10 protein-coding genes are annotated in these 11818 nt (G+C 53.8%); 6 read left to right on the top strand and 4 right to left on the bottom strand.

What is annotated here, in order from left to right; genetic code table 11:
- Both AC52W5_RS08495 and AC52W5_RS08490 read right to left on the bottom strand, forming a co-directional pair.
- Window positions 1-1152: an efflux RND transporter periplasmic adaptor subunit gene (locus AC52W5_RS08495; RefSeq protein ID WP_495670687.1), complete on the bottom strand. Its 1152-nt coding sequence runs from the start codon at window positions 1150-1152 to the stop codon at window positions 1-3.
- Window positions 1149-2357, bottom strand: a complete 1209-nt coding sequence (locus tag AC52W5_RS08490; protein ID WP_495670686.1) for a TolC family protein — start codon at window positions 2355-2357, stop codon at window positions 1149-1151. The genes AC52W5_RS08495 and AC52W5_RS08490 overlap by 4 nt, the downstream gene beginning before the upstream one ends.
- Between AC52W5_RS08490 and AC52W5_RS08485 the strand changes: the two genes are divergently transcribed.
- Window positions 2356-2556, top strand: coding sequence for a hypothetical protein (locus AC52W5_RS08485; protein WP_495670685.1), 201 nt, complete (start codon window positions 2356-2358; stop codon window positions 2554-2556). The two genes, AC52W5_RS08490 and AC52W5_RS08485, sit on opposite strands and share 2 nt — an antisense overlap.
- 352 nt (window positions 2557-2908) lie before the next feature.
- Complete coding sequence (nhaR, locus tag AC52W5_RS08480; RefSeq protein WP_495670684.1) at window positions 2909-3817, top strand: transcriptional activator NhaR; 909 nt, start codon at window positions 2909-2911, stop codon at window positions 3815-3817.
- Between the two features lie 54 nt (window positions 3818-3871).
- On the opposite strand, the gene htpG is transcribed toward nhaR, so the two are convergent.
- A complete protein-coding gene (gene htpG, locus AC52W5_RS08475) occupies window positions 3872-5794 on the bottom strand; it encodes a molecular chaperone HtpG (RefSeq protein WP_495670683.1) in 1923 nt (640 codons plus the stop codon).
- Between the two features lie 165 nt (window positions 5795-5959).
- On the opposite strand from htpG, the gene AC52W5_RS08470 reads away from it, so the two are divergent.
- The 4 genes from AC52W5_RS08470 to AC52W5_RS08455 all read left to right on the top strand — a co-directional run bounded on the left by AC52W5_RS08470 (window position 5960) and on the right by AC52W5_RS08455 (window position 10187).
- Window positions 5960-7075, top strand: coding sequence for a PQQ-dependent sugar dehydrogenase (locus AC52W5_RS08470; protein WP_495670682.1), 1116 nt, complete (start codon window positions 5960-5962; stop codon window positions 7073-7075).
- A gap of 76 nt (window positions 7076-7151) precedes the next feature.
- The gene (locus AC52W5_RS08465; RefSeq protein ID WP_495670681.1) at window positions 7152-8132 is read left to right on the top strand and encodes a serine/threonine protein kinase; all 981 of its coding nucleotides are present in this window, start codon (window positions 7152-7154) and stop codon (window positions 8130-8132) included.
- A gap of 108 nt (window positions 8133-8240) precedes the next feature.
- A complete protein-coding gene (locus AC52W5_RS08460; protein ID WP_495670680.1) occupies window positions 8241-8693 on the top strand; it encodes a YchJ family protein in 453 nt (150 codons plus the stop codon).
- 384 nt (window positions 8694-9077) lie between these two features.
- Window positions 9078-10187 carry an SLC13 family permease gene (locus tag AC52W5_RS08455; protein ID WP_495670679.1) on the top strand — a complete coding sequence of 370 codons (1110 nt, stop codon included), beginning with the start codon at window positions 9078-9080 and terminating at the stop codon, window positions 10185-10187.
- Window positions 10188-10362: 175 nt separating this feature from the next.
- On the opposite strand, the gene nuoN is transcribed toward AC52W5_RS08455, so the two are convergent.
- Complete coding sequence (gene nuoN, locus AC52W5_RS08450; protein ID WP_495670678.1) at window positions 10363-11808, bottom strand: NADH-quinone oxidoreductase subunit NuoN; 1446 nt, start codon at window positions 11806-11808, stop codon at window positions 10363-10365.
- Window positions 11809-11818: the final 10 nt, after the last annotated feature.

Below are 11818 nucleotides of genomic sequence, written 5' to 3'. Positions count from 1 at the left end.
CTATTCCAGTTCGGCGAGCTTGCGCTCGTTTTCCAGGTGAAATGCGCCGTCGACTACAACGGTCTGATCGATGGAAAGTCCTTTCAGCACAGGACGCACATCGCCTACTTCCGCACCCAGTTCGACGGGGACGCGCAGAAACCGGTTGTCGCCCTGGGCAAGAAATATATAGTCCTGATTGTTTTCGCGAACTACCGCCGTCTCCGGCACCACCAGACTTTCAACCGGATTGTCGAGAATATGCATGCTGGCAAGCATGGCTGGCTTGAGCTTTCTCCGCGGGTTTTCTACAACGGTCCGCACCATCACTGTTCTTGTCAACGGATTCACGGTATCGGCGACAAAGATGATCAAACCGTCGAAGCTGATATTTCCCAGCGCTGGAACGTGAATCTCCACGTGCTGACCAACCTGCACATGGCGCGCAATCTGCTCCGGCACGTCACCCACGACCCATACAGAAGAGAGATCGGCAACCTGAAACAACAAGTCGGAGGGTTGGACTACCTGCCCAATGGCGACATTCCGCTCGATAACGACGCCCGGCTTGGAACTCTTGATCGCTACTGAGGGCATGAGGGTTCCGTCTTTCCCAAGCTTGCTCAGGGCTCTGCTGTCCATGCCCAGCAGGCGCAATTGATCCGCCGCTGCGCCCAACTCTGCCCGCGAAACCTGCAGCTCGGACTCGCGCCGCTGCATTTCCGCAATACTGATGACGTCTGCGGCGAGCAAATGGCGCGCACGCTCGGCCGCTTTTTCCGCCAGGGTTTCAAGGGAGAACGCCCGCAGGTAAGCCAGTTGCGCCTGAGTCAATTCCGGACTGGAAATACGAGCGAGTTCGGCGCCCGCCTCGACGTTGTCGCCCAGCATGGCGTACACATCGATAATTCGGCCGGTGACGTTAGCCCCGACACGAACCAGCCTGTGCTCATCCACCTCGACCTGGCTCGGCGCCTGCAGCTTGTCGGCGATATTGATCAAGGTGGGTTTCCCAACCTTGACGTGATGCATCTTTTCGGGCTCCAGTGTGACGAGATTCGCGTTTTCCGGCTCCTTTGCCACAACCTCCTCTTTGACTGCCGGCTTGCCGCCCCCGCACCCGGAAACAGACAATACAAGCAGGATGCCGATTAACGGCATAGTGATTTTCATTCGAAGTCTTCCTTGGGGTAATATGCCCGGAGGCGGTCAATCTCGGTAACCGCGGCCTGCAAATCGAACCGCGCCTGCAAGAAGTCCGAAAGCACTCCGCGCAGCACGCGCTGCGTATCGAGCACTTCGATCAGGCCGCGTTCGCCAAAGCGGTAGGCTGCCTGCGCAATTTCCAGCGCCTTTTCAGCTTCCTTGACCAATCCGCCGTCGAACATGTCCACCCTGCGCTGGGCGATCTGCTTGGCCTGCCAGGCGGATTCCAGCAGCTGTCCTATTTCAAAGCGCCGAAACTCCAATATTCCGCGCGCCCGCTCCGAGTCCGCAACAGCCGCATTGATTTCGCCGCGTCGCTGATAGAACAATGGGATGGTCACATTCAGGCCGGCGAGGTTCGAGGTATACTGCGCCTCCTGGAAATTACTGAGCAATACGGTTAACGATGGCAGCACCGCGGCGCGTTCCTGGTCGATCCGCAGCCGCGCCCGGTTCCATTCGGCCTGCAGGCGCGTAATTTCCGGATTGACTGCCGGTACAGTTTCGCGCAACTCTTCCAGGGGGGGAAGGTTCACGGGCTGTGCGAGCGATCCCTGTATCTGGAAATCAGGCTGCAAGGCGCCAGCAGTGAGTTGTATCAGGGCAATACGCGCTCTTTGGGCATTCAAGTGCGCCGCTTCCTTACGTGAAGCCGCGGCCAGAACTTCCGTTTCGGCCCTGATCAGTTCGAAGCGTGGCGCCTCCCCCACATCGACACGCACCTTGACGCGACGGCGTATTTCCTCCATCAGATCGGAAACGCTTGCCTCCACTCGCGCCACTTCCTGCCGCAGGATCAGTTCATAGGCAGCGACACGTAACTGCGCCGCCAAATCCGCCCTCACCTGTTCCAGGCCTGCATGACTGGCATCCACCCCTGCTTCTGCCGAGCCGATGCGCGCACTCCGGAGGAACGGATTCTCGATCGTCTGGGATATGGTAAATTGACGGTGGCTGTTTGCAGGAAGGGCCTGGGGGACAACACGCGCATGCTGCGGACCCGCCATGAAGGTCAGTTGCGGATTGGGATAAGCCGAGGCACCCACGACGCCCGCTTCCGCAGCTCTTATTTGAAAATTCGCTGCCTGCACCAGGCCGTTGGCCTTCAATCCGAGCCGCTGCAACTCCTCAATGGTAAGGAGCTGGGAAGGCGGTGTAGCTGGCGTAGGCATGGTTGGAGCAGGTGCGGCAGGAGCCAGCAAGCCAGGCAACCGTCCCGTTGCCGGTCCCGGCACGGTTGGGCCGGGCGCAGTGGCCGGTGGCAGGGCTGGCGACCGGGGCGCAGGCATGACAGGTGGCGCAGGAGCAGGCGCCATAGCCGGCGGAAGCGCCGGAGGTTGGGTAATAGCAGGGATCGTTGAAGGCTGCTGAGCCAAAGCCGGCGGGAGTGGCGAAACAAGGATCAGGGCTGGCAGAATACGGCAAAGACGTGATATATGCATGTGCTACCCGTTGATTTCTTCGAAGCAATGCCTGAACGATTGCACCGGACGCATTAAGACTACGGAAAAGAAGGTCTCAACAACAGCGACGACAGCAGCTTTGCTGCCAGTTGGAGCGGCGAAAGGAACAGCATATAAATATGAACGCGCGATACGCGAGACGGATGACACGGCAAAGCTCATCCAATTTAGTCTAGAGGAGAAATTGCATCAAGAAAAGTAGTATCTCGCTGATGATATAATCGGTTTTCACGAAGTATCGAGTTTGCCTGCACACTGATATGCTTAATTACAAGCAATTACACTATTTTTGGGCAGTGGCCAAGGCAGGCAGCATTGTCCGCGCCAGCGAACGCTTGAACCTTACGCCCCAGACTCTGAGCGGCCAGATCGGATTATTGGAAGACGCACTGAGGGCGCCACTTTTTTTACGAGTGGGGAGACGCCTTGAATTGACCGAAACGGGACGGCTTGCCCTATCATATGCCGACGAAATCTTTCAGATTGGAAACGAACTGGAAGAAGCATTGCGGGCCCGCCCGGAACGCCACGCCATTCCATTCCGGGTGGGCGTCGACGATGCGGTCCCCAAGTCCATCGCCTACCGATTGTTAACACCTGCCATGGAGCTTGCTTCGCCTGTACGCATCGTCTGCCGAGAGGACAAACTGGTGCGGTTGCTGGTGGAGTTGGCGATCCAGCGAGTCGATTTGATACTGGCCGACCGACCCATGCGGGATGAAGCAAATGTGAAAGGCTACAGCCATAAGCTGGGAAACTGCGGCATTACATTTTTTGCCGCACCACATCTTGCAAAAACGTTCAAAAAAAAGTGGCCCCATGTTCTCGATGCGGCCCCCTTGCTCATTCCCGGTAAAGACGCCGCCATACGGATACCATTGATGCGATGGTTCGACGTCCACCAACTCCGCCCCCGCATCGTGGGAGAATTCGACGACAGCGCACTGATGCAGGCATTCGGCCAGGCAGGTATCGGCATTTTCATTGCCCCATCCGTAATAGCCGACGAGGTGCGGCGTGAACATGGCGTTGTTGTTGTCGGCCGCACTGACGAGGTTACCGAACAGTTTTACGCTATCTCGCTGGAACGCCGTCTTACGCACCCCGCCGTCGTCGCCATCAACGACACAGCCCACCGGGAGCTATTCGCGACCCTGGTTCCTTCCTAGCGGGCTTCAAAAACATAGTCCACGTCACACATCGGATTTACGCTGCCGGCCGCGTCATGCCGTGTTCCCGCCGGTGCTCAGAAACAACTGATTGATACGCTTCACGAAACTGGCGGGATCATCCAGTTGCCCGCCCTCGGCCAACAACGCCTGGTCGAACAAAATGTGGCTCCAGTCGGCGAAATGAGTCTCCTCCGATTTCAGGCGCTCTACCATGGGATGGTACGGATTGATTTCCAGGATAGGTTTGGTATGCGTGACCTTCTGCCCGGCAGACTTGAGCAGGCGCTCCAGGTTTCCGCTCATGTCATGGGTTTCCGCCACCAAGCAGGCGGGAGATTCGGTCAGACGCAAGGTGATCCGCACATCCTTTACCTGCTCGCCGAGCGCTTCTTTTATCTTCTCGGTAAGCTCCTTGTATTCACCCGCTTCTTTTTCCTGCTCCTTTTTCTCCGCCTCGTCCTCCAGTTTACCCAGATCGAGACTGCCCTTTGCTACGGACTGCAGGTGTTTACCCTCGAACTCAGGCAGATTCGCAACCAGCCACTCATCCACGCGATCGAACAACAGAATGACTTCAATGTCTTTCTTGCGGAAAATTTCGAGGTGCGGACTGCTTTTAGCCGCCGTGAGACTGTCGGCCGTGACATAGTAGATCTTTTCCTGCCCGTCCTTCATGCGTCCTACATAATCGCTCAAGGAGACGTCCTGCTCTTCCGAATCGGAATGGGTAGAAACAAAGCGCAGCAGCTTGGCGATGCGCTCGCGGTTGGCATAGTCTTCCGCTACCCCCTCTTTCATAACCTGGCCGAATTCCTTCCAGAAGGTCTTGAATTTGGCCTTCTCGTCGTCCTTTTCACCTTGCGCGAGGTCATCGAGTAATCCCAGCACCTTTTTCACCGAGCCGGCCCGCATGGCTTCAATGTCCTTCGATTCCTGCAATATTTCGCGGGAGACATTCAGCGGGAGGTCATTCGAATCTATTATTCCTCGTACGAAACGCAGGTAATTGGGCAGCAACTGTTTGGCATCATCCATTATGAATACTCTTCTGACATACAGTTTGATGCCGTGGCGGGATTCGCGATCATACAGATCGAACGGAGCGCGGGAGGGGATGTAAAGCAGTTGCGTATATTCCTGCTTGCCCTCTACCCTGGCGTGAACATACGCCAGCGGAGGTTCGAAATCGTGCGCGACATGCTTGTAGAATTCGTTGTACTGCTCTTCGCTGATCTCGTTTTTCGGCCGCGCCCACAAGGCGCTTGCCTGATTGATGGTTTCGTCTTCCTCGGTGATCGTATTTTCATTTTTTTCCTGCGACCATTCCTCTTTTTTCATCACGATGGGAAGGGTGATATGGTCCGAGTACTTGCGGATGATGGAGCGCAACCGCCAGCCATTGAGCAGCTCATCCTCTCCTTCGCGCAAATGCAGGGTCACCTCGGTGCCGCGGTCAGGTTTCTCGATTGTCTCAAGAGTGTAATCTCCCTCACCGCCCGATTCCCAGCGAACACCGTGTTCGTGCGTCAGGCCGGCGCGCCGCGTGGTAAGCGTCACTTTGTCAGCAACAATGAATGCGGAATAAAAACCCACCCCGAACTGGCCGATCAGGTGCGCATCCTTGGCTTGGTCGCCGGTTAATGCGTCGAAAAATTCACGTGTGCCGGATTTGGCGATAGTGCCGATATGATCTATCACCTCCTGTCGCGACATGCCTATGCCATTGTCCGCAACAGTAATGGTGCGCGCCTCCTTATCGTAACTTACACGTATTTTCAGGTCCGAATCGGATTCGTACAGCGCCCCATCGGTCAAAGCTTCGAACCGCAGCTTGTCGGCAGCATCCGATGCGTTGGAAATGAGTTCGCGCAAGAAAATTTCCTTGTTACTATACAAGGAATGAATCATCAGCTTGAGGAGTTGCTTGACCTCGGTCTGAAAATTCAAATGTTCTTTTGTAGCTGTTGCTTCCATTGTTTTCCTCCAAAAAAAATGCAATAAAGTAAATGAGGGCAAATTCGGGATTTTCAAGCTGAAAAGCTTCATATCGATTATTTTCCACGCTATCTCTCTGCCCTACTCCTTCATTTGCCGCACACCCGATTTGATTTCTGAATATCGTTAAACCGGAGTCTCACCATGCACATCACTAAAATTCTCATACGTTTCATGGCCGCCTGCTTGCTCTGTTGCGGCTTACCTGCCGTGGCGGACAACAAAACCGGCAAGCTGCCCCTGGACAAGATCAAATTACCAGCCGGATTTTCGATCGAAGTGTGGGCCGAAGTGCCGAACGCGCGTGGGCTGACGCTGGGAAAAAAAGGTACGGTGTTCGCAGGCTCAGCGGATGAAGGCAATATCTACGCGATTACAGATAAGGGGGACACCCGCGAGGTAAAAACCATCGCCAGAGGGCTTAATCTTCCCATAGGGGTCGCCTTTCGCGATGGCGCGTTATATGCTTCATCGGTCGACCGCATCCTGCGTTTTGACGATATTGAGGAAAAACTCGATCAACCCGGAAAACCGTACGTTGTCACCGAACGATTTCCCAACGAGAAACACCACGGGGGCAGATATATAGGTTTTGGCCCCGATGGTCTTCTATATGTTGCGGTTGGAGCGCCGTGCAATGTCTGTGAAACCGAGCCGGAGAAGTTTTCGCTGATTTCCCGCATCAATCCGGATGGTTCAAACTATGAGGTCTTCGCATACGGAGTACGAAATTCCGTTGGATTCGACTGGCATCCCGAAACAAAGGAATTGTGGTTTACCGATAATGGCCGGGACTGGATGGGCGATAATCTGCCACCAGATGAGCTCAACCGTGCGCCAAAAAAAGGATTGCATTTCGGCTACCCCTATTGTCATTCCGACGATATCCTTGACCCGAAGTACGGTGCAAAGCGGGATTGCCGCAAGCTCGTTTCACCCGCAGCGAAACTTCCTCCGCACGCGGGCGCCTTGGGGATGCGCTTCTATACAGGGACCATGTTTCCTCCCCAATATCGCAATAGCATTTTTATAGCTGAACATGGCTCATGGAACCGGCGCAATAAAATCGGCTACCGCATCGAGCTCGCAAAGATAAAGAACAACAAGGTGGTAAAACAGGAAGTGTTTGCCGAAGGCTGGCTGGAAAATGAAAAAAATTGGGGAAGGCCTGTGGATGTGCTGGTGATGCCGGACGGGGCACTGCTTGTGTCGGATGATTTTGCCGGGGTAATTTATCGGATCAGTTATAAGAAACCTTGAGCAGACTGAGCAATGCAAAACGAGCGCAACCAGCAATTCAGGAGCAGCCTTCATTTGAGTGACGGGTGGAGGAACAGTGGATAATCTGACTTCAATTGATTTTTCCACGCTTTCCCCTGAACGCGTGCTGGACGCTCTGGAAAGCCTCGGTTTCCGCAGCGACGGGCGGCTGCTGGCACTCAACAGCTACGAGAACCGCGTCTACCAAATCGGTCTCGAAAATGATGCACCAGTCGTAGCAAAATTCTACCGCCCGGGACGCTGGACAAACGGGGCCATTCTCGAGGAACACGCGTTCGTGCACGAACTGGCCGAGCACGAAATTCCTGTCGTACCCCCGTTGGTGCTGCAAGGAACATCGCTGCATTATTCTGAGGGATTTCGTTTCGCTGTTTTTCCAAAGCACGGCGGCCGCGCCCCGGAACTGGAAGATCCCCACACGCTGGAATGGATGGGCCGTTTCCTTGCGCGCATTCATGCTGTCGGTGCGCTCAGCCGCTTTCATGAACGCCCTGAATTGAATATCGCCAGCTTCGGCGAACAACCGCGCGACTATCTGCTGGGGCATGGATTCGTTCCACCTGATCTTGAGGCTGCTTATCGCAGTGCCGTGAATCAGGCGTTGGAGGGTGCGCGGCACTGTTTTGCACGTGCAGGGGAAGTGCGCGCGTTACGCCTGCACGGCGACTGTCATGCAGGCAATGTTTTGTGGACTGACGATGGCCCGCATTTCGTCGATTTTGACGACAGCCGCATGGGACCCGCAGTACAGGACTTGTGGATGCTGTTATCCGGCGACCGGGCCGACATGAGGAAGCAGTTGGACAGCGTGCTGGCCGGGTATGAGAGCTTCTTCGATTTCGACGAAAGGGAATTGCATCTGGTCGAGGCGTTACGCACTCTGCGCCTGATCCACTACGCGGCATGGCTTGCGCAGCGGTGGGACGATCCGGCCTTCAAGCGGGCGTTTCCCTGGTTCAACACCCAACGCTACTGGCAGGATCGCGTTCTCGAATTGCGGGAGCAGATCGCCCTTATGGATGAGCCGCCGCTATGACAGGATTTACAGGCATGATCGTTGTTCCCAAGTTTATTGTTCCACACGCACCCGATCGTGATCGTGGAAAATTGAAGTTTCCATTTTAAGTCTTTATGACAAGTTTATATGGATGCAAAAACGACATCCTGTCCGTGCGGTTACACGGAGATAACAGCGAGACCAGGGGGAACTCGGCAGGCTCGTCCTTCTACGAATAGCAGCAGAAAGTATGCTGACTGCTGCGGCCGCTACCTGGATGACGGCGAAACGGCTCCCACAGCGGAAGCATTGATGCGTTCGCGCTATACTGCATACGCCCTCGGTCGTGAAGAATACCTGCTGGCAACCTGGAGTCAAGACACGCGCCCAGCATCACTTGGATTGGAAAGTAAACAGCATGGAAAATGGCTGAGACTGGAAGTGAAACTTCATGAACAGTCAGCGCCCGATCATGCCATGGTGGAATTCGTGGCACGTTACAAGGTAGATGGCCGCGCGCACCGGTTGCATGAAATCAGCCGCTTTGTGCGTGAGGGCGGGCAATGGTTCTATGTGGATGGCGATATTATAAGATCTTGAGATTGAAAAATGATATCGCGTACCTGGAACATTGAGCGGTTACCTCCCCGACGGATATCTGGACTACAGGGTCTCGAACGCTAAGCGCCATATTTGCCTTTGGAGATCATGCGGTATATCAGCTTGAGCTTGAAGCTAGGCTTACCGGAGCTGCTCCAGATTCCTCTAATCGTTTACATCTCAATAGAATTGCAGTGGCAGGCTTGAAAGGCGATTACTGCTTGCAAAAATCCTGGAGGATGAAGCAGAAAAAAACAGCAAATCTGGCGGTGAATTACTGCGGAAGAATGAGACTGCCAAGCCAACATTGCGTCAAATCAACAGCATTGCTGTAAATTTGGAAGCCTGCGATTTGTTCAGCGTTTCCTCAGGTAAGATGTGCGAATGGTTCAATTATCCATTCAAACCTGGAGAAAGGATTATCTGCTGTGGTTTCTTGCCGGACTCCTCATCGCCCTGACCATAGCGGAACCTGCACGACTCTTTTCATACCCTCGCCTCGTAGATTGGCCCACCATCGGTGGCGTAGCGGGATTGCTCGTACTTGCCAAAGGTATTGAACTCTCCGGCTATCTGCACCGCCTTGGCAAACGACTGATAGAAATCATGCGCACCAGCCGGTCCCTTGCAACATTGCTCGTTCTGGCAGCAGCGTTACTTTCTATGGTGCTGACCAACGATGTCGCCCTGTTCATAATGGTGCCGTTGACCACAGGCCTGCATGGTGTCGGCGTGATTCCTGTGACGCGACTTATCATCGTGGAGGCATTGGCTGTAAATGCAGGTTCAGCTCTTACACCGATCGGAAACCCACAAAACCTGTTTTTGTGGAAAGTATCTGGCGTATCCTTTCATGAATACGTACAAGCGATGCTGCCTCTAGCGCTCATCCTGATCACCAGTCTCCTGGTGTTGATCGCATTCATGTTCGACAGCAATCGCATTCAGGTCAGGGAAGAGGTTGATATGCCAATAGCGAACAACAAGCTATTCCATTCATCCTTGATTCTCTATCTACCATTTCTGATTCTTATTGATCTACATCAGGCGGAACTGGCAGTTTTGCTGATACTCATGGTCTTCTTTATCCGGCATCGCAACATTCTCGTGAATGTGGATTGGGGACTCATTCTCGTACTTGCCCTCATGTTCGTGAACATGCGCCTTATCACTGATAACCACACTATTCATTCATTTTTTACAGAATTGAGGCTGGATGAGCACGAACGGCTTTACTTTGCGGGTATTGCGCTTGCACAGATCATGAGCAATGTGCCCGCTGCAATTTTGTTGGCCGATTATTCAAGCAACTGGAAACTGATTGCCTATGCGGTGAATGTTGGGGGATTTGGCTTTGTATTGGGCTCTCTCGCCAATTTAATAGCCCTACGGCTCGCCCGGGACAGAAAAGCGTGGCTGATATTTCATGTCTATTCCCTGCCATTTCTGCTTGTCACAGGCACTTTTGTCTATCTGTTGCTATTTATCGGTTAACATTCCATTGGATTTGCCCATTGCCGCACCTCTTCTAGAAGGAAGAGAGAGCAGCCAGGGTTCTATATGCGATAAATGGAAGCCTCTTCACGCGTCCAAATACGGAATCATCTGCAAGCGCAGCCTATCCCTCATGCAGGCATAAAAACGGCTCGGCGGCGATGCAGAAACGCAGTTAAGTAGAGTGTTGTATTGCGTAGGAGCAGAGGGCGATAAGTGATTGGGGGAAGATGCCGAATGCGAGTATTGCGATTCCGTTGGCGCTCAGCAATATCTTGACGTCGCCTTTCGGCACGATGACCACATCGGTTTCAGGTTCGTCGAAATACATGAGCTTGACGATACGCAGGTAATAGAATACCCCGATCAGCGAAAGGAGCACAGCCAGCACGGCGAGCCAGGTATACCCTGCGTTCAGCACGGCCTGAAGCACTGACAGCTTGGCATAAATGCCCACGGTGGGCGGGATGCCGGCCATGGAGAACATCAGCAGCAGCATGATAAAGGCATACCACGGGTTGCGCCGGTTGAGCCCTTTGTAATCATCCAGTTTATCCGCTTCAAAGCCTGCGCGTGAGAGAAGCATGATAATGCCGAATGTACCCATTGTCATGAGCACGTAGACCACGATGTAAAACATTGCGGCACTGTAGCCGTTTTCATTCGCGCCGATAATGCCAAGCAACATGAATCCCATGTGCGAGATGGTGGAATAGGCCAGCATGCGCTTGATGTTGCTCTGGGCGATAGCGGCAATATTGCCGATCACCATTGACGTGATTGCAAGTATGATCAGCATGCCCTGCCAGTCGCCCGACATTGCACCCAGACCTTCCACCAGCAGGCGCATGACAAAACCGAATGCCGCGAGTTTCGGCGCCGAACCGATAAACAACACCACTGCTGAAGACGACCCTTCATAAACATCGGGCGCCCACATATGGAAAGGTGCTGCGCTCAGCTTGAAACTGATGCCAGCCACAATGAAAACCAGACCGACAACCAGCACACCCTGGCTGATTACTCCACCTTCGATAACTTCTCTCACACTAGCAATATGGAGCGAGCCAGTGGCCCCATAAATCATTGACATCCCATACAGCAGAAAGCCGGACGCCAAAGCACCCAGGACAAAAAACTTTATTGCCGCCTCGGTGGCCCCTGCCGAGTCGCGCCTCAACGCAACCATCGCATAGAGGGACAAGGAAAGGAGTTCCAGCCCCAGGTAGAGTGTCATGAAGTGACTGGCGGAAATCATGACCATCATTCCGAGGGTCGCGAACAGCGCGAGGCTGAAGAATTCTCCGCTCAGTATTCCCCGATCCGAAATATATGTGCGGGAATAAACCAGCACTACGGATACGGTGACATAAACCAGCATCTTGAGAATGTCAGCTAGCGTGTCATCGACAAACATGCCGGAAAATGTATGGACAACATCGGGTCCTGAAGTACCGAAGGTGATCAGCATGCAGCCGAACAGCGTCAGTTGGGCTAAAAGATAGGCAGTGCCGGGCTTCTTGCCGCCCCATGCAAGATCAGCCATTAATACTCCGCACACCATCACCAGAAGGAATATTTCCGGATAGGCTGGCGCGAAATCAGGCAGCATAAAATTCATTTATCATCCT

Source organism: Nitrosospira sp. CT, assembly GCF_059489795.1.
The sequence above is the reverse complement of the archived record's forward strand: the minus strand, read 5'-3'. Positions and strand labels throughout refer to the sequence as shown.